Annotated in this window: 19 protein-coding genes; 11 read left to right on the top strand and 8 right to left on the bottom strand. The window is 70.6% G+C overall.

Going from position 1 to position 23,371, the window contains the following annotated elements; translation table 11 throughout:
- Window positions 1-3 precede the first annotated feature (3 nt).
- From ACGF3C_RS02660 to acs, 6 genes are all read right to left on the bottom strand, one after another.
- Window positions 4-936, bottom strand: a complete 933-nt coding sequence (locus tag ACGF3C_RS02660; protein WP_112638703.1) for an alpha/beta fold hydrolase — start codon at window positions 934-936, stop codon at window positions 4-6.
- 142 nt (window positions 937-1,078) lie between these two features.
- Window positions 1,079-2,398 carry a phosphatase PAP2 family protein gene (locus tag ACGF3C_RS02655; RefSeq protein ID WP_357222331.1) on the bottom strand — a complete coding sequence of 440 codons (1,320 nt, stop codon included), beginning with the start codon at window positions 2,396-2,398 and terminating at the stop codon, window positions 1,079-1,081.
- A gap of 147 nt (window positions 2,399-2,545) precedes the next feature.
- Window positions 2,546-3,337 (bottom strand): hypothetical protein, encoded by a 792-nt coding sequence (locus ACGF3C_RS02650; protein WP_393218154.1) that lies wholly within the window; start codon window positions 3,335-3,337, stop codon window positions 2,546-2,548.
- Between the two features lie 262 nt (window positions 3,338-3,599).
- Entirely contained in the window at window positions 3,600-6,041 is a 2,442-nt protein-coding gene (locus ACGF3C_RS02645; protein ID WP_393219057.1) for an immune inhibitor A domain-containing protein, read from the bottom strand.
- Between the two features lie 333 nt (window positions 6,042-6,374).
- Window positions 6,375-9,170 (bottom strand): immune inhibitor A domain-containing protein, encoded by a 2,796-nt coding sequence (locus ACGF3C_RS02640; protein ID WP_393218151.1) that lies wholly within the window; start codon window positions 9,168-9,170, stop codon window positions 6,375-6,377.
- A gap of 267 nt (window positions 9,171-9,437) precedes the next feature.
- Window positions 9,438-11,402 carry an acetate--CoA ligase gene (gene acs, locus ACGF3C_RS02635; RefSeq protein WP_393218148.1) on the bottom strand — a complete coding sequence of 655 codons (1,965 nt, stop codon included), beginning with the start codon at window positions 11,400-11,402 and terminating at the stop codon, window positions 9,438-9,440.
- A 415-nt stretch (window positions 11,403-11,817) separates the two neighbouring features.
- Here acs and ACGF3C_RS02630 point away from each other — a divergent pair, with 415 nt between their 5' ends.
- Entirely contained in the window at window positions 11,818-12,564 is a 747-nt protein-coding gene (locus ACGF3C_RS02630) for an oxidoreductase (protein WP_393218145.1), read from the top strand.
- 18 nt (window positions 12,565-12,582) lie between these two features.
- Here ACGF3C_RS02630 and ACGF3C_RS02625 read toward each other — a convergent pair whose 3' ends face one another.
- Complete coding sequence (locus ACGF3C_RS02625; protein ID WP_355004872.1) at window positions 12,583-13,386, bottom strand: HAD-IB family hydrolase; 804 nt, start codon at window positions 13,384-13,386, stop codon at window positions 12,583-12,585.
- 467 nt (window positions 13,387-13,853) lie between these two features.
- Here ACGF3C_RS02625 and ACGF3C_RS02620 point away from each other — a divergent pair, with 467 nt between their 5' ends.
- The 10 genes from ACGF3C_RS02620 (at window position 13,854) to ACGF3C_RS02575 (ending at window position 22,207) form a co-directional block, all read left to right on the top strand.
- Window positions 13,854-15,044: a serine hydrolase domain-containing protein gene (locus ACGF3C_RS02620; RefSeq protein ID WP_393218142.1), complete on the top strand. Its 1,191-nt coding sequence runs from the start codon at window positions 13,854-13,856 to the stop codon at window positions 15,042-15,044.
- A 110-nt stretch (window positions 15,045-15,154) separates the two neighbouring features.
- The gene (locus tag ACGF3C_RS02615) at window positions 15,155-15,709 is read left to right on the top strand and encodes a sigma-70 family RNA polymerase sigma factor (RefSeq protein WP_357223733.1); all 555 of its coding nucleotides are present in this window, start codon (window positions 15,155-15,157) and stop codon (window positions 15,707-15,709) included.
- On the top strand, window positions 15,709-16,719 hold the full coding sequence (locus tag ACGF3C_RS02610) for a CU044_5270 family protein (protein WP_393218138.1): 1,011 nt from the start codon (window positions 15,709-15,711) through the stop codon (window positions 16,717-16,719). The genes ACGF3C_RS02615 and ACGF3C_RS02610 overlap by 1 nt, the downstream gene beginning before the upstream one ends.
- A 218-nt stretch (window positions 16,720-16,937) precedes the next feature.
- A complete protein-coding gene (gene ssd, locus ACGF3C_RS02605; RefSeq protein ID WP_357223739.1) occupies window positions 16,938-18,041 on the top strand; it encodes a septum site-determining protein Ssd in 1,104 nt (367 codons plus the stop codon).
- Entirely contained in the window at window positions 18,038-19,249 is a 1,212-nt protein-coding gene (locus ACGF3C_RS02600) for a TadA family conjugal transfer-associated ATPase (RefSeq protein WP_393218135.1), read from the top strand. Before ssd ends, ACGF3C_RS02600 begins: the two co-directional genes overlap by 4 nt.
- Window positions 19,222-20,544 carry a hypothetical protein gene (locus ACGF3C_RS02595; protein WP_393218131.1) on the top strand — a complete coding sequence of 441 codons (1,323 nt, stop codon included), beginning with the start codon at window positions 19,222-19,224 and terminating at the stop codon, window positions 20,542-20,544. The genes ACGF3C_RS02600 and ACGF3C_RS02595 overlap by 28 nt, the downstream gene beginning before the upstream one ends.
- Window positions 20,541-21,161 carry a type II secretion system F family protein gene (locus tag ACGF3C_RS02590; protein WP_393218128.1) on the top strand — a complete coding sequence of 207 codons (621 nt, stop codon included), beginning with the start codon at window positions 20,541-20,543 and terminating at the stop codon, window positions 21,159-21,161. The genes ACGF3C_RS02595 and ACGF3C_RS02590 overlap by 4 nt, the downstream gene beginning before the upstream one ends.
- Before the next feature lie 22 nt (window positions 21,162-21,183).
- Window positions 21,184-21,351, top strand: a complete 168-nt coding sequence (locus ACGF3C_RS02585) for a DUF4244 domain-containing protein (RefSeq protein WP_081883916.1) — start codon at window positions 21,184-21,186, stop codon at window positions 21,349-21,351.
- 47 nt (window positions 21,352-21,398) lie between these two features.
- The gene (locus tag ACGF3C_RS02580) at window positions 21,399-21,794 is read left to right on the top strand and encodes a TadE family type IV pilus minor pilin (protein WP_393219054.1); all 396 of its coding nucleotides are present in this window, start codon (window positions 21,399-21,401) and stop codon (window positions 21,792-21,794) included.
- Window positions 21,794-22,207: an Rv3654c family TadE-like protein gene (locus tag ACGF3C_RS02575; protein ID WP_393218125.1), complete on the top strand. Its 414-nt coding sequence runs from the start codon at window positions 21,794-21,796 to the stop codon at window positions 22,205-22,207. Before ACGF3C_RS02580 ends, ACGF3C_RS02575 begins: the two co-directional genes overlap by 1 nt.
- Window positions 22,208-22,660: 453 nt before the next feature.
- Here the strand turns inward: ACGF3C_RS02575 and ACGF3C_RS02570 are convergent, their stop codons facing one another.
- The gene (locus ACGF3C_RS02570; protein ID WP_357223751.1) at window positions 22,661-23,239 is read right to left on the bottom strand and encodes a hypothetical protein; all 579 of its coding nucleotides are present in this window, start codon (window positions 23,237-23,239) and stop codon (window positions 22,661-22,663) included.
- Window positions 23,240-23,371: the final 132 nt, after the last annotated feature.

Raw genomic sequence — 23,371 nt, 5'->3', positions numbered from 1 at the left:
CGGTCAGGTCTTCGCCCATCGCAGGATTTCACCGAGCACCAGCTCCGGCGCCTCCAGGTGCGGGAAGTGCCCCACACCGTCGAGCAACCGCCACTCGTAGGGGGCGACGACGTACCGGCCGGAACCCAGCGCGGTGCGGGGCAGGGAAGCGGTGTCCAGGGCGCCGTGCAGTTGCAGGGTCGGGGTGGACAGCGGCTTCTGCATCAGGCGGACGAACCGGTAGCCGTGCAGTCGCAGCAGCGAGCGGAATGCCCAGCGGTAACCCTCCAGCGCGCAGAACGCGGCCTGCGGGATGCACATCGCCTCCCGGCACCGCTCGGCGTACGCCTCGAAGTCCGGCCCGGCGACCCACTGTGGGCCGCCCCAGCGGCGCATGATCTCGCCGACGGCCGCGGCGCCGTCGCGGGTCAGGACGTGCTCGTAGCGGGGTAGCTGGAACTTCAACGCCGGAGTGGAAGCGGTGAACTGCCCGCGCGGGTCGGCGAAGATGGCGGCGCGCAGTCGCAACGGGTGCGGTGCCCCCAGCACGACGAGCCGGCGGACCAGGGACGGGTGGAACGAGGCCACCGTCCAGGCCACCATGCCGCCGAGGCCGCTGCCGACGATCGTCGCGGACCGTTCACCGAGCGCGCGGATCAGTCCGGCGATGTCGGCGGCGAGGGTGTAGCCGTCGTACCCCCGGGGTGGTTTGTCGCTCGCCCCGTAGCCGCGCAGGTCGACGGCGACCGCCCGGAAGCCGGCGTCGGCGATCGCCGGCAGCATCTGGTGCCAGGCCCACCAGTGCTCCGGGAAGCCGTGCAGGAAGAGCACCATCGGCCCGGTACCGCCCTCGACCACGTGGAACCGGCTGCCGTTGGCGCCGACGAAACGGTGCGTCCACGGCCCCTCGGTGAGGACACAGGACTCGTCGACGGCCCCGCCGCGCTGGTCGGTCATGGCAGACAGCCTAGAACCCGAGGTCGCGGTGACAGTCGCCACGGCCACGTCGCGACCGCAAAGGTGTGCCGACAGGTACGAGGCTCGAACGCGCGACGATCCCGGATCGGTGAGTGCTCACCGATCCGGGATCGCTGTCGGTCTACCGCAGGTAGGTGCTGAAGGCCCGGTTGGCCACCTGATCGCCGACGGTCAGTCCGGAGTCAGCGTCCCACTGGTAGTGGACACCGAGCCAGACTCGACTGCGGGCGTTCTCGATCGCAGCCGCGCTGAAACTGGTGAAGGTGCGCGTGACGTTGACCGCCTGGGGATCCTCGGTGGTGGCGGCGAAGGTGAACGCGTCCGTGCCGTAATGGCGCTTCATGATGCCGGCCCACGCGCCGGCGAAGGTCGCGTGCCCGGACACGTACGCAGGGAAGGGCGGGGAGAAGTGGTTGCCGCTTCGATCGGCTGACAGGGGCTCCCAGGAGGGGTTGGGCGTGGTCGCGGCGTTGTTGTCCGTCTCGGGCTCGGCGATCGCGGTGTCCGGGCGCCACAGGTCGATGCTGGTGTTGTATTTGGCGTCCCAGGCTGCGATGGCGGCATCGGCCATCGCCATCGCCACCAGGGCGAACAGTCGCGCGGTGTCGAGAGGACTCTTGGTCGCGACGATCTGGGTGTGCCGGAAGAGTTGGCCCGGCGGCTTGTAGGTGCCGTCGAGGTCGTTGGCCCAGAAGTACGCCGCCTGGGTCTGGTCTGCGGTGCGGTCCTCGGTGCTGGCGGTCGCGGAGCCGCGCTTCCTGACCTCGTTCACCTGCTCCGCGTAGGCGCTGCTGCGGAGCATCGTGTCGACGTTGGTGAAACCGCCCGGTAGCGGGGGACGGAACTGCGAGCCCGAGGTGAGGGCGAACGGCGTGACCGCGCCCCAGTTGGGGCTGGCCGCAGCGCCGGAGCCGGTCGGTCGCCACTGGCCGGCGGTGAAGCTCGCGGTGTACGCGGCGTTGTTGGTGGAGCCGTCGTTGGCGCGGGCATTGATCATGTTCTGTGCCGCGCCCTCGCCGACGCTCGTGCTGTACCCCTCAGGTCCAGGGTTGCCGATCGGCGGGTAGGCGCGCGAACCGGCGAAGTCGGTGGAGAAGTCCCGCGTCGGCCAGATGGAGCTGAGGACGGTCACCGCCGCCACGTCCATGTTCCACTGGCGGTCGTAATTGTAGTTGGGTATTTTCGCGATCCGGGCGATGTACGGAGCGCCGCTGCCGCCGAGCGACACGTGCGCGTCGTACATGGCGAGATGCATCATCGCGCCGGCCCGAGACAACACCGTCGGCGGGCCCCCGACCGCGCGGTAGGTCTTCAGCAGAACGTTGTTCCAGTAGATGACATGGTCGAAGCCCTCCGGGACGGCTTGCGCCGGCCGGGGTGCTGCGGTGATGGTGCCGCCGATGGTGAGTGCGGCTACGAAGAGGGCGACGGTCCGTCGCATTCCGATCCTTCGCAAGTGGATCCTTCCCCGTTGAACATCCGCGCCGGAGGCGCGTCGCCGACAGGATCTCCATCGGCTTGTGTCAATGATCGGGGGCCCCGGGAGGCAGGGACATGGCGAAGTGGCCGCAGTCCGCAAGTTGCAAGATCAAATCCAGCCGCGTTGCGCGGCGGCGACCCCGAGGGTCAGCCTGTTGGACGCACCGAGCCGCTCGGAGAGCAGTTCGAAGTGGCGGCGTACCCAGCGAGGGCTGCGCCCGAGGCTGCGCGCGATGGCCTCGTCCTTCGCGCCGCTCGCGGCCAGTCGGAGAATCTGTGACTGCACCGCCGTCGGACCGTCGCTCTCGCCGGTCTGCCGTTCGGCCAGTGGTACGGACCGTGACCACAGGCAGTCGAAGTGGTGCGTCATGATCTCCACCAGCGCGGCCGTGCGAAGGAACAGGCCCGACCACCGACCGGCGCCATCCGGGGCGATCAACGCGGTGCGTCCACCGATCACCATCGACGTGGGCACGGATGCCGCCATCCGTACCTGGGTGGTGTCGACGCCGCGTAGGTGGTTCGGCGTGTCGAGTACGCGGTGATCGACGATCGTCGGGTGGCGCCGCGCCGATTCCGGGTAACCCCAGAGAGCGCCATCGCCGGCCGGAGGCGGCACGCCGCGCAGCGACCGGCAGTCGTCGTTCTCGACGGTCAGGCGGTCGGCGAGCCGGACGAACTCGGCCCAGTCGCGGACCGTGTCACGCTCCTCCGCCGGTGACGCCGTCTGCTGCTCCCGCTGTTCAAGCCGGGTGTAGTGCTCGATCAGGCGGTGCTGGGCCTGGACAAGCTCTTGTTGCCCGGCGGCCAGCCGCAACCTCAGTTCGAGGGCGGAGACGGTGGCCAAGCGCACTGTCGGTGCGCCGCCCCCACCCGGATCCAACTCCACGTCACTCGACACGCGAACCACCCCCGTGGTTGTGCCTGCCGTGGCTGGCGCGTGATTCGGTCAGCGCCGAGTCGAGGTGACCCGGGATCCACAGTCAGGCGATACCAATCGTCACGGTCGGTCGATGTGTCGTCAACCGCCCGTACTGGCGTTGACTGTGGTCGATTGATGTGCTCCGAGACTCGGCGCTGTCGGCCGAGGAGAACCGCCGCCAAAGGGCGACGCCCGGGCAGGTGACCTGCCCGGGCGTCGCTGGGTGTTGCTGAGTCAGAGGTCAGCTGACCCTGATCTTCATCGAGGTGCCGTTCTGCTCCTTGACCTCGATCTTGACACCGGCCGCGGGGAGCTTGACGCCGTGGTTCGGCAGCTCCTCGTAGAAGTACTTCTTGGTGTCGTTGAACACGGGCTCAGCGGCCTGACCGCGGATGTACTGCGGCTGGCTGTTGAGGTGCAGGGTGAACGAGTCAGCCTTGTTCAGGCTGAACGGTGCGTCGTACACCTGGATGCGGGCGCGCCACGGGGCTCCGGTCAGGTTGTAGATCGGGCGCGGGTGCGCGTCGATGTACAGGTTGCGGCCCTCACCCGGGTGACCACCCGGGTTCGTCACCGGGTCGTACGGCGCGGTGTTGTTGTCGGAGAACCGGGTGTTCCAGTACGAGATGAGCAGGCCCTCCTGGTACGCGTAGTGGTCCACCCAGTCCGGGCGGGTGTTCGCGTAGCCGAAGAAGTACGGGCCCGTCTTCAGGTACTTGTCGTACGAGACGTACGACCGGTTGCCGGCGATGTAGAAGTTGTCGAACAGCCGGGTGTAGGTCGCCCCGACCACCTCGAACTTGGAGAGCGTCCAACCGGCGTCGGTCTCGGCGCCGTCGCTGAACACGGTCTGGCCGTCGGCGGTCACGGTGATCGCGTCGCCGAAGAAGCCGCCCTCGGAGACCCCACCGTCGGTGACGTAGTGCAGGCGGACCTGCGCCACCTTGCCGGCGACCGAGGTCAGCGGGATGTTGATGTCCGCCCAGGCGCCCTTGCTGTTGCCGGCCAGGGCCGGGCGACCCGCACCGTCGACGCCGATCGGCTTGCCGCCGACAGTGCCGTCCAGGTCGGCCCAGGTCTGACCGCCGTCCGTCGACGCCTCGAAGTAGAGGTAGTCGTAGCCGGCCTCGATGCTGTACTTGCCCTTGAGCGACAGCGCCGCCGAGGACTTCCCGGTGAGGTCGAACGTCCTCGTCATCTTGCTGTCGAGGTTGTCCTCGTTACCGGAGAAGTACTGCTTCGAGCCCTCGAACGGTGCCCCGTAGTTGAAGGTGTACTCCCGCTGCGGGAGCACGACCACTGCGGCCTGCGCCTTGTCCGAGTTGTACTCCTGCGGGCCGAGTTCCAGCGTGCGCTTCTGGCCCGCCACGATGACCTCGTAGTCGAGCCAGCCGAGCTGGAGCTTGTTCCACGCGCCGAGGTCGCCGCCCCGGTCGCCGATGCCGACGTCGTTCTTCGCGCCGAGCCGGCTCTGGGCCATCAGGGTCCAGTGCTCGTTGTTGTTGTCCGCGGGGCCGTAGTCGTCCGGCAGGCCCAGGTCGTGGCCGTACTCGTGGTAGAAGACGCTGCGGCCGCCGTTTTCCGGCTGGATCGTGTAGTCGCGGATCCAGACGCCGGTGTTGCCGATCTGGGTGCCGCCGATCGGGAAGTTCGGCGGGCCCACGGGCGAGCTGTTGAACGCCGACCAACGGTGGCTCCAGATCGCGTCCTCACCCTGCTGCGGGTCACCGTCGGCCTGGTCGCCGCCGGAGTGGACGATCTGGAAGTGGTCGATGTAGCCGTCCGACTCGTTGAAGTCGCCGTCACCGTCGTAGTCGAAGCGGTCCCACTGGTCGAAGGACTTCATCTCGGTGGCGATCTGCGCGTCCGTACGGCCCTTGGCCTTCTGGTCGGCGACCCACTGGTTGGCGGCGTCGGCGATCAGGTTCCAGGTGTTCGCGCAGACGTTGTCGTTGCAGACGGCCGGGTCGTTGGCCGGGACGTCCAAGTCGTCCGGGATCGGGTCGTCGGAGCGACCGTAACGGGCCTCGTTGTACCGGACCTTGACCCAGTCGGTCACCTCACCGTCGACGGTGTAGCGACCCGAGGACTGCGCCTCGTAGTACTGCTTGAGCGACTCGTCGCCCGGGTTGGTGCCGAAGTAGAGCTGGCGGAAGTGGTCCGGGCTGAAGTCCGGCTGCCAGATGGTGGAGTTGTCCACGGCCCGGTTGGGCTCGGGGATCTTGTTGTGCAGCGGCCCGTCGAACGTCGCCGGTCCGGCGATGTCCGGGTTCATGTCCTTGTCCGGGTAGGACGGGTGCCGCTCGTCACCGAACTCGGCCAGGATCACGAAGATCTTGTCGGTCCGCTCACGCTTGAGCTCGACGTACTGGTCCTTCGTCGCCTGAGCGCCAGCGGCGGAGCGCGCGTTGCCGTTGGTCGCCGTCTTGCCGACCTGGCCGACCTTGACGACAGTGCTGCCGTTGCGCTCGATCGGCTTGCTGCGCCCGCTCAGCACGTCGGCGAGACCCTGCTCACGCAGCTCGCGGCGCTTGTCCTCGAGCTTGTCGGGGAGTTCATCCTTCAGCGCTTGTGGTTCGGCAGCGGCCGGTGCCGCTGCCGGCAGTTTGGGCTGCGGGGCGGCCGAGGCGGACGGGCCGAACGCCAGGCCTGTCGCCGTCAGTGAGAGCCCGAGCAGACCCACTGCGACTTTGCGCACGTGGTACCTCCGGTGTGAGGGAACCGGCCCAACGGGGGTACGGGCCGGTGGGAGATCGATCCCACTAGTGGGACCATTGGTGAACATAGTTACTGGCGGGACAGGTGGGAAGACGAACGCGTCGATTTGTTGCAAGATTTTGTTGGGAATGCTTTTCACCGTCACACCCCGCCGGTTCATCAGCCACGGTGAGCAGCGCGGGTGCGACCGCGACCGTATACAACGACATTTCTCGATCAATCTGACCGCACGCAAGACAGCGGGGCCGGCGGCGTCTCCGCCACCGGCCCCACAGTCAGTTGTCGCGCAGTGAAACAGTTACTTCTTTGCCGGGGTCACGTAGATCTGGGCCGACGAGTTGTCCCCGGCGGCCTTCTTGATGGTCAGCGAGACGCCGTAGTTCACGCCGGCGTCGCCCGGGTTTCCGGTACCCAGCACGATCGCGCCACCGCCCAGGGTCACGCCGTAGAACTCCGGCGCAGGGCTGCCGTCCGGGTTGGTGACCCGGGTGGTGTACGGCGCGTTGTTACGCGACGGCAGGACCACCGACGCGTCGTTGTCGCGGGCGTAGGCAGCACCGTCGCGCATCTCGATGCCCGGGTACCAGCCCTTGGCGTCGGTGAACGCCTTCACCGGCGGCAGCCCCTTGAACTTCGTGCAGTACGCGCTGTACGGCTCGTCGGCCGCCTCCAGGCACTCGGTGAACGGGTACGTCCGGTTCAGCGTGAACGCCGCGTTCGACGACTGCGGGCGGCTGGGCAGGTTGTCGGTCACCGACGGGTCCTTTACCGCCGCCTCACCGGTACGGCGCAGCGGGTCGAAGTGCGAGTCGACGATGAGCAGGCCGCCCTTCGCGCCGTAGCTGGGCAGCGCGGTCATCTGCCCGGTGACGTGGTTGACGTCGCCGAGCGCGGTGTCCCGGTACCACACCAGCATGCCCGGAGCGTTGTAGGAGATCCGGTCGACCTTCCACGCCTCGTGCGAGTAGATGGTGTCGTAGGCGTACTGCAGGCCCTTGTCGAAGCCGTCGAAGTTACGCCACTCCGCCAGGTAGTACTGGGCGTGCACCTCGGTGCCGCTGGAGACCTTCCAGCCCGCGCCGGTGGTGTCGACGAAGGTGCCGCCGGTGGCCGTCCAGCCGTTGGCGCCGCCCTCGACGTCGTCACTCCAGGTGGTGGCGCCGCCGCCGGTGACCGAGAAGTCGTCGACGAACCAGTTGCGCTCCTCGAACGCCTCGTCGGTGGCCAGACGCAGCCGCACCTGAACCGTCGTCCCGGCGTACGCCGACAGGTCGACGTAGTCGTGCCGCCAGCCGTCGGTGCTGCCGGTGAGGCCGTACTTCTTGCCGCCGAAGTCGTTCATCCGGCCGTTCGGGTCCGGGTAGCCGTCCGGCGTGGTGACCACCGTGCCGCCCTCGTCGTACACCTTCTGCTCGGTCCAGGTCGTACCGCCGTCGGTGGAGAGCTCGACGAAGCCGTAGTCCCAGTCCTCCTCGATGATGTAGTTGTTCCACATCCAGAACTTCGAGTCGGCGGCTGCCGGCACGTCGACCGAGCGGCTCAGCTTGACGTCGGCCCACTCCTGGTCGTTGTTGCTGTGCCACATCTTGGTGCCGCTGTGCGGGGTCGCCAGCGTCGTCACCTTGTCCGGCAGGTCGACCTTGATGCCGTCCTCGGAGTCGATCGGGGTGCGCGACGTCTGGCCGAGCTTGACCTCACGCGGGTTCGATCCGGGGCGGATGGTCAGCGGGTCGGCCCAACCGAGCACCCACTTGTCCCAGATGCCCATGTGCGTCGGCAGCGCCTGGAAGATCTCACCGGAGTGCGAGCCCGAGGCCATCAGGTCCCAGAAGTCCACGTCGGAGTCGGCGTTGCCGGACGTGTCGTAGAGGTCCGGCAGACCCAGGTCGTGGCCGAACTCGTGGGCGAAGACACCGACGCCGGCGTCTTCCGGCTGCACGATGTAGTTCGACGCCTTCAGGTTGGTGCCCGGGATGGTGTAGCCACCGGCGACCGTGGAGGAGTGCGCCCACACCGCGTACACGCCCTGGTCGCCGCCGCCACGGGACTTGCCCTGGCCGGCGTGCACCAGCACGAGGTGGTCGATCACGCCGTCCGGCTCGAAGACGTTGCCGTCACCGTCGCGGTCGGCCTGGTCCTCGATGTCGTAGTCGGCCCACGGGAAGTTCGGGTCCTTCGCGACGAGCGCGTCGATCGCGTCGGTCGCCAGGCGGCCCGCGCCGGCCGGGTTGTCCGGGTGGCCGTTCATCGACTGCTCACGGCCGGGAACCCACGCGCCGGTCTCGTCCTGGAAGCAGCGGTTGGCCGCGTACCAGCCCTCCGAGTGCGGCACGGTGATCCACGGGCTGGCCTGCCCGTCCACCGTGTACGCGTTCTTGGACATCTCCAGGTACATGTTGTGCATCGTGCGACCGGACAGGTCGATGCCCTTCTTGCCGTCCGGGCCCTTCAGGTCCGTGCGGACCCGCTCGGTGATGCCCTTCTTGCTGTAGAGCATCTTGTTGTAGTGCTGCGGCGAGAAGTCCGGCACCCACATGGAGTTGTTGTCCTCGTGGGGCAGGCGCGCCGGGTCCGCGATCTTGTTGTGCTTCGGGCCGTTCTGGACCGTGCCGGGGACGCAGGTGCGGTCCTCGAACACCGTCTTGGGGACCATGACGTCCGTGAAGTCGTCGTTGGCCTTGTCGTTGAACTCCACCAGCAGCGTCAGCAGCTTCGCCGTCTGGGTGGTCGGGGCCTTCTTGAACTTGCGGGGGTTCTGACCCGTCTTCAGCGACTTGGCCTCGTCCTTGGCCAGCTGCCGTGCGGTCACCGGGTTGCCCCGGGCGTGCTTCTGGTCGAACGCGCGCGCGGATTCCGCGGCAGGGGTGTAGATGCCACCCTTGCCCTTCACCTCACGGCCGGTGGTGTCCGGCTGCACCTCGGGCTCGGCGTAGTTGATGTAGTGCTCGTCCGCGCCGATCACCGCCTGGGGGGTGCCGGACGACGGCTGGGCTGCCGCACTGCCACTCACGGTCAGTGACGTGGCCGCGAGGGCGATGACGGGCAGTGCGACGAGTAGTCGTCGCCGCGCCCTGGACTGCGGTTTGTGGTTCATGCCGCTCCGTTTCTCGGGCATGGGGAGGAGGACGTTGGGGTTGCCGACCATCGAAGCGATGTCTGTCGAACTCTGCCAACCTGCGTGAACCTAAAGCACAACCGGCCGAAAGGACAGTGGTGGCCGACGCCTGTGCCCGTTCAGCTTTCCCCGACTCCCCCGACCGACCGATGTGACACCGGCAGTGCGACGCGAACCGCACCCGTAAGACATGGCAGAGGGTGGCGGCCCGAACGGACCGCCACCCTCCATTGAGTACGCCTACCGTCAGTCCTCGTCGGACTTCGTACCGCTCATCCCCGAGGAGATCAGGTCCATCACCGAGGAGTCCTGCAACGTCGTCACGTCGCCCAGCGAGCGGTTCTCCGCCACATCCCGCAGCAACCGTCGCATGATCTTGCCGGAGCGGGTCTTCGGCAGCTCCGGCACCAGCATGATCTGCCGCGGCTTGGCGATCGGGCCGAGGGTCTTCGACACGTGGTTGCGCAGGTCGGCGATGAGCTGCTCACCCGCCTCGCCGGCGATGTCCGTGCTGCCCCGCGGGATGGCGAACGCGACGATCGCCTGACCGGTGGTCGGGTCGGTCGCGCCGACGACCGCCGCCTCGGCCACCGACGGGTGCGACACCAACGCCGACTCCACCTCGGTCGTCGAGATGTTGTGCCCGGACACCAACATCACGTCGTCCACCCGGCCGAGCAGCCAGATGTGCCCGTCGTCGTCCTTCTTCGCACCGTCGCCGGCGAAGTACATGCCCTGGAAACGCGACCAGTACGTGTCGATGAACCGGTCGTCGTCACCCCAGATGGTGCGCAGCATCGACGGCCACGGCTCGCGCAGCACCAGGTAGCCGCCACCACCGTTCGGCACCGACTGGCCCTGGTCGTCCACCACGTCGGCCACGATGCCCGGCAGCGGCGTCATCGCCGAGCCCGGCTTGGCTGCGGTCACCCCCGGCAACGGCGAGATCATGATGGCGCCCGTCTCGGTCTGCCACCAGGTGTCCACCACCGGCAGTTCGCCCCGGCCGATGTGCTCCCGGTACCACATCCAGGCCTCCGGGTTGATCGGCTCGCCGACGCTGCCCAACAGACGCAGCGACGACAGGTCGAAGCCCGCCGGGAGGTCGTCGCCCCACTTCATCATCGTCCGGATCAGGGTGGGAGCGGTGTAGAGGATGCTCACCCCGTACTTGTCGACGATCTCCCAGAACCGGCCCTTGTGCGGCGTGTCCGGGGTCCCCTCGTACATCACCTGGGTGGCGCCGTTGGAGAGCGGGCCGTACACGATGTAGGAGTGCCCGGTGACCCAGCCGATGTCGGCCGTGCACCAGTAGACGTCCGTCTCCGGCTTCAGGTCGAACACCGCGTGCGTGGTGTACGACGCCTGGGTGAGGTAGCCGCCGGTGGTGTGCAGGATGCCCTTCGGGCGGGCCGTGGTGCCACTGGTGTAGAGGATGAACAGCGGGTGCTCGGCGTCGAACGGCTGCGCGGTGTGCTCGGCCGACGCGGTCTCCACCGTCTCGTGCCACCAGTGGTCCTTCTCGGTCCACGCCACGTCCTCGCCGGTGCGGCGGACCACGAGCACGTGCTCCACCGACGGGGAGTTCGCCACCGCCTCGTCCACAGTGGGCTTCAACGCCGACGGCTTGCCCCGCCGGTAACCACCGTCCGCGGTGATCACCACCTTGGCGCTGGCGTCCTGGATCCGGTTGCTCAACGAGTCGGCGGAGAAGCCACCGAAGACCACACTGTGCGCGGCGCCGATCCGGGCGCACGCCAACATCGCCACCGCCGCCTCCGGGATCATCGGCAGGTAGATCGCCACCCGGTCGCCGGCTGTCACCCCCAGGTCGGTGAGCGCGTTCGCCGCCCGGCAGGTCAGCTCGTGCAGGTCCGCGTACGTGATGGTGCGGGTGTCGCCCGGTTCGCCCTCCCAGTGGATCGCGACCTTGTCGCCCCGGCCCGCCTCGACGTGCCGGTCCAGGCAGTTGTACGCGACGTTGAGCTGCCCACCCACGAACCACTTCGCGAACGGCGGGTTCGACCAGTCGAGCACCTCATCCCACTTCTTCGACCAGGCCAGCCGATCGGCCTGCTTCGCCCAGAAGGCCAGCCGGTCGGCCTCAGCCTCGGCGTACGCGTCGATGGTGACGTTGGCGTGCGCGGCGAGTTCGGCCGGCGGGGGGAACTGGCGCGTCTCGTTCAGCAGATTGGCCAATGCCTCGCTCATGCCGTGACTCCTCATCCTCGGGGTGACCTGGGTCTCGATGGCACGAGGGTAGTCGCGGGGCCTGCGCCCGGCCACGGCTGCCCACCGCCTCGCGCCGAGCGGCCCCCGGGGCGCGCCCGGCGGCCCGTCCCCGGCCGCGCGGCCCGGCAAGGGCGTCGTGGGTGGGCGCGGCGCGAAGCGTCTTGATCAACACGGGTTCTTTGAAAACGCGCTGTCCAGACCAGGCGGACACCCCGGATTCATGGAACGCGTGGTGCCCCCAGCCCGAACGGGTGCCAGCCTGACCGGGGCGGCCGGGGTTGCGGGCGGGTGCGCCGCGCCGGGCCTGGTGCGGTGCCGCGCCGGGAGGGTGGTCCCTGTCGCGTTGCGGGCGGGTGCGGCCCGCCGCGCCGGGCCGGGTCGTTAGCGTGGCGGGGTGACCACCGACCCGCTCGCCCCGTTGCTCGCGCTCGCCGACATCGCCGCCGCCGTCGAGCAGGTCCGCGCGCGGTTCGACCAGGCGCTCGGGCATCGGGCGCTGCGCCGGCACGGCGGACAGGTCGCCGCCGAGGTCAGCCTGCGCTCCGCTGTCGCCAGCGCGGCCCTCGAGGGTGCCGGGCACGAGCGTGAGGCGGTCCGGGCCGGCACCGTCACCGACCCGGTGCTCCAGGGGGCGCTGCGGGTCGCCGGAGCGCTGCCGGGCCTGAGCGAGCTGTGGCCCAAGGCGCCCCGCCAGGCGCTCGCGAAACTGCACGTGCTCGCCGCACGGGACCTGGTGCCGGAGGCCGAGCTGGGCCGCCCGGTCGCCGACCCGGTGGTCGCCACCCGACTGGACGGGCTGGCCGGCCTCGTCGCCGGCGGTACGAAGGTCTCCCCGTTGGTGCTCGCCGCTGTCGTACACGGCGAGTTGTTGAACCTGCGTCCGTTTGCCGGGCCGTCCGGCGTGGTGGCCCGGGGGGCGGCCCGGCTGGTGCTGCTCGCCAGTGGCCTCGACCCGCGTGGCCTGCTCGCCGTCGACGTCGGGCACCGCGAGCGGGAGCCCGAGTACGTCGGCGCGGCCGGTGCCTTCGCCACCGGCACCCCGGACGGGCTGCGCTCCTGGCTACGGCACTACCTGGCCGCCGTCGAGGTCGCCGCCGACCAGCTCACCGCCATCGGAGACGAGATCCTCGCCGCCGCCTGAGCAGTTGGACGGGTGGTGTCAGGCGGTGGTGGCGGCTCGGGTTCGGCGGTGACGGCCGTACCAGGCGATGCCGATGGCCACACCCACCCCGACCCCCAGAGCCGCCGCGGCCACCGGAACGGCGGGCCGTTCCCGCAGCCGCCGGCCCAGCGGGATCGGGTGCCGGAACTCCAGCACCGGCCACGCGTTCTCCGAAGCCAGCTTGCGCAGCTGCCGGTCCGGGTTGACCACACTCGGGTGGCCCACGCACTCCAACAACGGGCGATCGCTGTACGAGTCGGAATAGGCGTACGAATCAGCCAGGTCGTAGTCCCGGGCGGCGGCCAACTCGGTGACCGCCTCGACCTTGCTCGGGCCCGCCGCGTAGAACTCGACCTCGCCGCTGTACCGGCCGTCCTCCACCGTCATCCGGGTCGCGATCACGTCGGTCACGCCAAGCAGCTCACCGATCGGCCGGACCATCTCCTCGCCGGACGCCGACACCAGCACCACGTCCCGCCCAGCCGCCTGGTGCTCCACGATCAGGGCGGCGGCCTCGGCGTACACGTAGGGGTTGATCAGCTCGTGCAGCGTCTCCGCGACGATCTGGCGGACCTGCTCCACCTGCCAGCCCTTGCAGAGCGCAGCCAGGTAGTCCCGTGTTCGGGCCATGGTCTGCTCGTCGGTGCCGCCCAGCCGGAACATCAGCTGCGCGTACGCCGACTTGACCACGTCCCGCCGGGTGATCAGCCCATCCCGGTAGAACGGCCGACCGAACGCCAGGGCGCTCGACTTGGCGATGACGGTCTTGTCCAGATCGAAGAAAGCGGCACTTCGGCCCACGGCGCGAAAGTCTAGCCGGATGGTCTATGGTCGGCGGGTGCCCGGGGTCATGCCACCCCTCAGACCTGCGGGCTCTCCGCTCCGCGTGATCACGCTCACACTCTGCGAGGAGATTTTCGCAGTGAGTGGAGGCAGCACCACTCGACGTGACGGGCCCGCTCAGGCAGACTTGTCCGTACGACGAGCTTTCACATCCCCGAAACAGGCAGACCCTCAGCGGTTGCACCCCCCGTGACCGCTGAGTGGTTCGGCTCGACCCCCCCGGAGCCGAACCTCCGACGACCCCCGTCTCCCCCCGACGGGGGTCGTCCCTTTTCGTGGGAGCGCGCCACTCGGCACCATGAGGCTCGCTCGCGCCCTGGAAGCGGGGGTCTGCTGCTCGGTCGGGCCTTTCACCCTCACGTCGCGGGCCGTGCGACCGCTGCCTGGCGTGTAATTTCCCAGCGGGACGAGCTGAGGAGGAACGCGTGGCTGCTGGTGGCTTCTCGTCGAAACGGCTGGCCCGGCTGCGGGGGTTCCTTGAGCACCACGTCGAGTCCGGCTTCGTCCCGGGCATGGTGGTCGTCCTCGCCCGGCACGGTGAGGTGCACATCGAAGCGACGGGTCAGCTCGCGTTCGAGGGTCCCGGGTCGCAGACGCCGATGGCGGCCGACACGATCTGTCGCCTGGGCTCGATGTCGAAGCCGATCGTCGCCGCGTGTGCGATGACCCTCGTCGAGGACTGCACCGTCCGCCTCGACGACCCGGTCGACGATCTTCTCCCGGAGTTGGCGGACATGACAGTGCTCGTCGATCCCCACGGTCCGCTGGACGACACCGTCCCGGCGGAACGCCCGATAACGCTGCGGGACGTCCTGGACGGCACCCTTGGCACCGGCATGGTCCCTGCCGAACCGGGCACGGTGCCGATCGCCGACGCGTTGGACGCACTCGAATATCAGTCGCCGGACGAGTGGATCCGCCAGCTCGGTGACCTTCCGCTCGTCCACCAGCCGGGTGAGCGCTGGATGTACGACACCGCCGCCAACGTGACCGGCGTGCTGATCGCCAGGGCCACCGGCATGTCCTTCGGGGATGCGATCCGTGAGCGGGTCTGCAAGCCACTGGGGATGATCGACACCGCGTTCGACGTGGGTAGCGAGAGCATCCACCGGTTCGCTACGGCGTACGAGCAGGACAACGCCGCCACCGGCGAGCCGGTTGTCGAGGACGGTCCCGACGGGCGGTTCAGTCGACCGCGCCTGTTCGAGTCCGGTGGCGGCGGGCTCGTCTCGACCGCTAGGGACTACCTCGCCTTCGCCTCGGCGCTGCTTGCCGGCGGTGTCCACGGCGGCGGGCGGGTGCTGTCGCGGCCTGCGGTGACGCTGATGACGAGCGACCACCTGACGGCGACCCAGAAGGCCGTCTCCGGGTTCTGGCCCGGCTACTTCGACGCCATCGGCTGGGGTTTCGGAATGTCGGTCCGGACCCGCCGAACGCACCTCGGGCCCTCGGTCGGCAGCTACGGATGGCCTGGCTTCTACGGCACGGCCTGGTACAACGACCCCGCCGAGGACCTGACGGCGATCGTGTTCATGCAGCGGGCACACGCTGGCGACCAGCGGCTGCCGATGTGGCACGACTTCTGGACCACCGTCTACCAGTCGATCGACGACTGACCGCAGCGTTCGTACCCCGGTGGAAGGCACCCGCCCCAGGCCGCGCGGTAATCCCGGGGCCCTCAGCGACACAAGCCATTGTGAGAGTCGCCGAGGCAATGGGGGTTCGGGTGGGTCCACCGAAGAAGCGGGACGAGGGCTGGTTCACCAGTCTCTACGCCGCCGAGTACGAGCACATAGTTCGATACGGCCTGCGTCGGCTCGCTGACCGGGATGCCTCGGCGGAGCTTGCCCAGGAGGTCTTCGTCGTCGCCTGGCGTCGTCGCGCCGAGGTGCCGGAGCGCAGCCTGCCCTGGCTGTACGGGGTGGCCCGACGCCTTCTGGCGAACCAGTGGCGGTCGCGACGCGGCGCACCGGACCTCCTCCCGATCACCGATGTCGACCTCGAGCGACTGGCCGGATCGTCGGGTGCCGACACGAGCGTCGGGGTCGCCGACATCTGGACCGCGCTGGCCAACCTCAACGACCTCGACCAGGAAATCCTCCGGCTGGTCGGCTGGGAGGAGCTGACGGTGTCCGAGGCGGCCAAGGTTCTCGGTTGCACCGGGGCGACCGCCGCAGTGCGCCTGCATCGCGCCCGCCGTCGCCTTGCCGAAGCGATGTCAGCCCGGCCCGCGCAGACCGGGCGTCGCCCGGTGTTGGCGACCCTTCGAGAGGATCTGTGATGTTCGGAGCAGAGCAGACCCGTACTCTCCTAGGCCCGGCCGACCCGGCCCGCAACGCCGCCGTCGGGCCACCGCCGGTCTCGGCGCGCGAGCTCATCGACCGCGCCAGCGCTACCGAGACGGTCGTCGGGCGTCGTCGCGTACGCCCGACCCGCCGGCTGGTCCTGACGGCCGGGACGCTGGCGGTCGCGGCCGGTGCCGTGGCGGTGCTCCAGCCGCTCGGCGGGCGCGCACCGGAGGCCCCGGGCGGGCCTGGAAACGCAGCGGGGTTGGTGCTCGTGCCGGTCGCGTACCAGTTCGACGCGGATCCGCCGGCCGCCGGCCCGCAGCTGCGCTTGCTGGCCGACAAGATCAAAGATGCGGCGTACGACCACCAGCGCGGCCGCTACATGTATCACCACACGAAGGTGTGGGGCGATCCGGTGATGACCTCCGCCGACGGTCGCCACCACGTCGCCTTCGCCGGGGCCTCCAAGGTCTGGCAGGCCGCAGACGGGACCGGCAGTCAGATCAACACCCAGCTGGAGCCGCAGTACCCCGACCAGGAGTCCCGGGACTACTGGCAGCGCGCCTTCGATTCGCGTCCGGCGGTCGAGGGCACCCCTGCTCCGGCCATGATCCCGCTGCCGCCGCAGGAACTCAGGCCGCCGTCGGCTGTCCCGGCCGAGCTACGGGAGCTGCTGAAGGTCGAATACGGCGCAGGGGCGGCGAGCAAGGAGGTCAGCGCACTCTACGGCCGGTACGTCGTACCGCGTGCGACCCGAGCGGCGGTCCTGCGGGTCCTCGCCGATGTGCCCGGCTTCCGCTGGCGGGGGCAGGTCACGGACCGTGCCGGTCGGAACGGGGTCGCCGTCACCTTCGACGACCGCGAACACGACGCGCAATCTCTTCTGGTCTTCGATCCGACGACGGGCGAACTGCTCGCCGATGAGCGGTTGACGCTGTCGCCAGTGCGGATCAGCTCGTACCAGGTGATCCTCGATGCCGGCTGGACCGACCGGGTCGGCTGACCGCGACTTGCGGGGCCGCTCCTTACGGGAGCGGCCCCGCTGTCTTCCCGTAGCGCCCGTAGCTGCGGCGATGCCCGCGCCCGTAGCAGATCAACTGCCTCGGCGGCGGTTTTCCACAGGCCACCAGGTTGTCCACAGGCGACGACATCGGGACGGCTCGTGGGGTGGATTCCGAGCAGGGTCGGCGGCATACCAGAGCCCGACCGCTGGAGGCCGCGATGCCACCCCGTACCACGGTTCCGCCGATCCGCCGGCTCCCGCTGGTCGTCACCGGCGACGACGACCTGCTCGACGATGTGCTCCGGCTCGCCGCCGTCGGCGGCACGGAGGTGGAACTCGCCCGCGACCCAGCGGCTGCCCGCACCCGGTGGCTTCCCGCGCCCCTGGTGCTGCTCGGCGCCGACCAGGCGCAGGCCTGCCTGCGCGCCCGGTTGCCGCAGCGCCCTCGGCTGGTGCTGCTCGGCCGGGCTGGTCAGCTCGACCCTGGCTGGCAGATCGCCGAGCTGATCGGGGCCGAGCACGTCGCCACGCTGCCGGCCGCAGAGCCGTGGTTGGTGGATCGGTTCGCCGAACATCATCCGGATCGTCCGGCTGGCGTCGGCGCCCGTGTGGTCGCGGTCCTCGGTGGTCGGGGCGGTGCGGGCGCGAGTGTGTTCGCCGGTGGTCTGGCGGTGACCGCCGCCCGGGCCCGGTTGCGCACCCTCCTGGTCGACGCCGACCCGCTCGGTGGTGGCCTCGACCTCGTGCTGGGCTGGGAGCAGTTGGAAGGCCTGCGCTGGCCGTCGCTCACCAGCGCCGACGGACGGGTGGACGCCCCGGCGCTGGTGCAGGCCCTGCCCAGCCGGGGTGACCTCGTGGTGCTCTCCTGGGACCGCGGCGAGATGCTGCCGCTGCCGGTGACGGCGATGGCGGCGACAGTCGACGCGGCCCGGCGTGGACGGGACTTCGTGGTGATCGACCTGCCCCGACAGTTGGACGATGCGGCTGTGGTGGCGCTGCAAGCCGCCGACCAGGCGTTTGTCGTCGTGCCGGCCGAGTTGCGTGCCACCGCGGCGGCCACTCGGGTGGTGGCCGCGGCCGCCCCGCACTGCGCTGCGCTCTCGGTGGTGGTGCGCGGGCCCGCACCTGGGCGGTTGCGGGCGTCCGAGGTGGCACGGGCGCTGGGCCTCCCCTTGGCCGGCACGTTGCGCCCCGAGCCGGAGCTCTGCCGTCGGCTGGAACGGGGCGAGGCGCCGGCCGCCGGGGGCAAGGGCCCACTCGCCGTGCTCTGCCAACGGATCGTCACCGACCTCACCGGCGCGCCGGCTGCGGGTGCGGCGTGACCGCCGGGCCGGAGGACGGCACGCTCGCGGCCCGGGTACGGCAGCGGATCGCCGCCGCCACCACCCCGGTCACCGCGGCGGCCATCGTCTCCGCGGTACGGGCCGAACCCGCCGCCGCAGTGCTCGGCGACACCGCCATGCTGCGGATCGCCGACCGGGTGCGCGACGACCTCGTCGGCGCCGGGCCGTTGGCGCCGCTGCTCGCCGACCCTGAGGTCACCGACGTCCTCGTCAACGGCGTCCGGGTCTGGGTCGACCGCGGGTCTGGGCTGCACCAGGTCGCCGTCCCGGTGGGCTCGGTCGAGGACGTCCGTCGATTGGCGCAGCGGCTGATCGCCAGCGCGGGGCGGCGGCTCGACGACGGCTCCCCGTACGCGGACGCGCGGCTTCCCGACGGCACCCGACTGCACGCCGTGCTGCCGCCGGTGGCGACCGAAGGTCCCTACCTCTCGCTGCGGACCTTCCGGCACCGGCCGTTCACCCTCGACGAGCTGGTGCGCCAGGGGACCGTGCCGCGACCGCTGGCACCACTGCTCGCCGCCGTTGTGGCGGCCCGGCTGGCGTACCTGGTGACCGGTGGCACGGGGTCGGGCAAGACGACCCTGCTCAACACCCTGCTGGGGATGGTGCCGGCCACCGAACGGATCGTGCTGGTGGAGGACGCCGCCGAGCTGCGTCCGGGGCATCCGCACGTGGTGGGGCTTCAGGCACGTACCGCCAATGTGGAGGGGACGGGCGTGGTCAGCCTGGCGGACCTGGTCCGGCAGGCGTTGCGGATGCGCCCGGACCGGCTGGTGGTCGGGGAGTGCCGGGGCGGTGAGGTGGTCGACCTGCTGGCGGCGCTCAACACCGGCCATGACGGGGGCGCGGGCACCCTGCACGCCAACACACCGTCGGACGTGCCGGCCCGGTTGGAGGCCCTCGGCATGTTGGGTGGGCTGCCTCGCGCCGCGCTGCACGCCCAGGTGGCCGCCGCGTTGCAGGTGCTGTTCCAGGTACGACGCAGCGACCGGGGTCGCGTCCTGGAATCGGTCTGCCTGCTGCTGCCCGAGGGACCCGAACGCATGGTGACGGTGGTGCCCGCCTGGGTGCGCGGCAGCGGGCTCGGGCTCGCCGCCCGCGCCCTCGGGGCGCTGCTGCGGGAGCGTGGGGTGGCGGTGCCACCCATCCTCAGCGAACCATGGCCCGGATCGGCGGGTCCGGCATGACCGCCGAGACGATGCTGGTTGCGGCGCTGCTCCTTGTCGCCGCTGCCCTGGTGGCGTGGCCTGTGCGGAGCATTCGGTCCCGTCGCCGTCGCGTGCTGGCACCGGAGCGGATGGCCGGCCGTGTTGATCCGGATGACGCCCTGGTGGAGTGGATCAGGGAACTCGGTCGCACGCCGGACGGGCCGGTCGACGGCACCGGAGCTGCCCCGACCAAGGGTCATCCGGTCGGCATCGCGGGCGAGTCGGGTGCCACCGTGGGTGCCAACGAAAGACGGACGGCACTCGGCTGGCCCGACCGGGACGTCACCCGCAGCCCGAGGTGGCCGGGAGCGGCAGACGGGGGCACACGTCCGGAGGGGCCGACGCGCCCACCGGCCCGGCGGGATCCCCGACGCCCGACCGGCACCGCCCGCCCGGGGGTGGCCCCCACGATGCTCGATGCCGAACGGCAGCCGGGCGCGTCGGCGGCCACGATCACGATCGGTGTCAGCAGCGCGGACACGGCCGGTCGGAACGACGTCTCCGGCCCGGCAACCGCAGACGGGCACGGCGACCTGGACGCCGACTGTCGAGGCGGTGCGTCCGACGGGGCGGCGTCCGACGGGTGCGCGATCGTCGATTGCCGCGCCCACGGGCGCGTCGGCGCGACCGGGAGAAGGCCGGGTACGCCCCCGTCGGTGCGCATCTCGCGATCGACGACCCGCGTGCTGCCGGTGGTCGGTCTGCTTGGCGGCGGTGTGGGTGCCGTGGTCGGCGGTCCGGTGGCTGCGGTCGCGATGGCCGGGTACGGCACCCTGGCCGTGCGCGCCGCGCTGCGTTGGCGAGTGAACCGCAGCGCCGACCGGGACAGACGACGTGGGCTGGACCAGCTCTGCGGCCTCGCGGCGGACCTGCGGGCCGGCCTGCCCGCCCCACACGTGCTCGACGTCACGGTCGTCGGGAGTGACGGGGGGAGCCGCCTACGTCAGCTGACCTCGGCGGCGGTGCGCTTGGCCGACCGTACCGGTGCGCCGCTGGCGGAGCTTCTGGAGCGGATCGAGGCGGACGCACGGGCGACCGACCGGGGTCTGGCCGCAGCGGCGGCCCAGGCAGCCGGTGCCCGGGCCACGGCCTGGCTGCTGGCGGCCCTGCCGGTTGGCGGGATCGGGCTGGGGTACGGCATCGGCGTAGACCCCATGGCGGTGCTCCTGCACAGCACGGTCGGCGGCGCCAGCGCGGTTGTCGCGGTCGCCCTTCAGGTCGTGGGCCTCCTCTGGGCGGAACGGCTGGGCGCGGCACCGGGGCGGGCTGGATGACCGCCCAAGGCCCAGCCAGGCGGCGACCGGACGTGATCCGGCTCGTGGCGGTGCTGGCTGGGCTCGCCGTGGCCATCGTCGTCGAGGGCTGGCTCGGGCTGCTCGGCGCTATCCCGGCCGCGTTCCTGCTCGACGTCCTGTTGCGGCGGATCGAGTCGCCCGCCGTGCGTCGGCGGCGGCAGCAGGAGGCCGCCGACCTACCGCTCGCCGCCGACCTGCTGGCCGCGGCGATGCGGGCGGGCGCCCCGGTGGATCGCTCGGTACTGGCCGTCGCCGAGGCACTGGACGGGCCGCTAGCCGGCCGGCTGGCCCGGGTCGGCCGCACGCTGCTGCTCGGTGGTGGCCCAGCAGAGGCATGGTCCGCGCTGGACGGAGTGCCCGGCGCGGAGCGCCTGACCGCAGCGGCGTTGCGGTCGGCAAACAGTGGTGCCGCCCTGGCCGGCGCACTGACCCGGCTCGCCGACGACCTGCGCGCCGACCGGGCCACCTCTGCAGAGGCATCAGCCCGCCGGGCGGGTGTGCTCATCGTCCTGCCGCTGGGGCTCTGCTTCCTGCCGGCCTTCATTCTCGCCGGACTCGTGCCGGTGATCGTCGCCGTTCTCGGCGACGTGCTCTGACCCATCGAGAAGGGAAACAGTCATGCGCAAACTCATCGCCCGCCTGCGCGGCGATGCCGGAATGAACACGGCCGAGTACGCCGTGGGCACCCTCGCTGCGGTCGCCTTCGCCGGGATCCTGTTGAAGGTGCTGACCTCCGGCAACGTCCAGTCGGCACTGACCGCCGTCATCGACCGGGCACTGAAGTGATCGAGCGCCGGCAGGCCGGCCGCGATCCGGGTTCGAGCGTTCCCGGGCTGGCGGCACGCGGCGGGCGGAGACTTCGCGTCCTTCCGCGGACCGTTGGCGGGGACCGGGGGTCCTTCACCGCCGAACTGGCGGCCGGCCTGCCGGCGCTGCTCCTGCTCCTGCTGGCCGGCCTGACCGCTGTCAACGCCGTCAGCGCACAGGCGGGCTGCCTGCACGCGGCCCGGGAGGCTGCGCTCGCCGCCGCCCGGGGCGCGGACGGCGGCGCGGAGGGTGACAGCGCGGTGCCGCCGGGCGCGGCGGTCTCAGTGTCCGTCGACGGCGACCTGGTGCGGGCGACGGTACGGGCACCCGTCCGGACGTTGGGCGGCCGGCTACCGCGGATCACCGTGGTCGCCACCGCAGTCGCCGCCGTCGAACCGGGCGCGCACCAGGGGAGTTGGTAGTGCGAAGGGATCAGTCACCCCGCGCCGGTCACCGACCGGCTTCCGGGGAGCACGTTGATGGCCGGCCGGACCGGCAGCGAGGTGGCGCCACGGTCCTGCTGCTGGCGATGGGGCTCGTCTTCGTGGTGTTCGGGACGTTCGGTGCCGCCATCGTCGCCGCCGGAATGGCGAGCCAGCGGGCGGCGGTAGCTGCCGACCTCGGCGCGCTGGCCGGGGCGGCGCGGGCGCTCGACGGCGACGCCGCAGCGTGCGCGTCCGCATCCGACCTCGCCGGTCGCAACGACGGCCGGCTGGTCGGCTGTCGCCTCGACGGGATGGACGTGCTGGTGACGGTCGAGGTGGCGTTCACGCCGCTACCCGGCCTGACCCGGGTGGCTACGGCGAGCGCCCGCGCCGGCCCGGTACGTGGTTGAGCCGTGTGGTTGCCCGCCTGACCGGTGCCGTGGTGTCAAGCGCAGGTAGGGGCCGTTGCGCGGCTGAAGCGAGCTGGGGCACTCGTGGGATTGGTGGACGCTACGGAGCTGAATCGTTTACGACGCCAGGCGTGATGCGTTTACGACATCAGCTCCAAAGGGGGAGCGGACCACATCCGGGGGCAGGGGGCCGGGTCACCAACGGCCTGCCGCCCGGCGGTGCGTTCAACGGCCTGCCGCCCGGCGGCGCGGTGCAACGGTCTGCCGCCCGGCAGTGCGTTCAACGGCCTGCCGCCCGGCGGCGCGGTGCAACGGTCTATCGCCCGGGAGTCAGGACACGCCTGCGGCCCGCCGGCCGGGACTGGTTGAGGTCCCGGCCGGCAGCCGAGGATTGGGTGGCCGCTACGGCGACGGTGGAGGGTCGCCGCGCCGCCGTGGCCCGGGCCGGGTGTGTCAGCGGGCCTGGAGCGCGTCGAGGGCGACGGCCATCGCGATGACCAGGCGACGGTCGATCTGCGGGTTCTGCACCTCGACGACGTACTTGTCGCGCAGGCCCCACTTCTTGACCACCGTGAAGACCGGCTGACCGCCTGCGGTGAAGTCGAAGTGGTACGGCAGCCAGGACAGCGAGTCGACGAAGCGACGCAGCAGTGCCACCGGCATGCTCCGCTCCTGGCCCGTCACCTGCGGCAGACCGGCCTGCTCGACGTGCCAGGTGGAGCGCAGCAGCGACTGGGCGAAGTCCTTGCGGAACAGCCCGATCGCGTTGCCGGCCGCGTCGGTGACGTCGTACGTGGCACCGAGGTCGATGCGCTGGCGGGCCTTGAAGCCGAGCAGAGGCTGCTGCTTGGAGTCATCCGTGTAGATGGTCACCTGCTCCTTGAAGGCGAGCCGCTTCTGCTGCGCGAACGCCAGCAGCTCACCCTCGGTGCCATCGGGGGCGACCGCCCGGACCTCGTACTGGTTGACCATCATGCGCAGTCGCTGGCGGATGTGGAACTGGTGCTGGCCCTGCAAGTTGTCGAGCTGCATGTGTACTCCTCCGGGGGTTGGTGCGCCGGAGTCTCGCACAGCCCGACAATCGTCGCGTCCCTGCCGCCCATGATCAGAAGCTGCTGGGTAGCCGTCGAGGTCCCCGGACGACTACCCAGCACGAAGTGGTCA

The organism is Micromonospora sp. NPDC047762 (assembly GCF_043204655.1).
GTDB lineage: Bacteria > Actinomycetota > Actinomycetes > Mycobacteriales > Micromonosporaceae > Micromonospora.
Note: the sequence above shows the minus strand (reverse complement) of the source record. Positions and strands in the feature narration are given on the sequence as shown.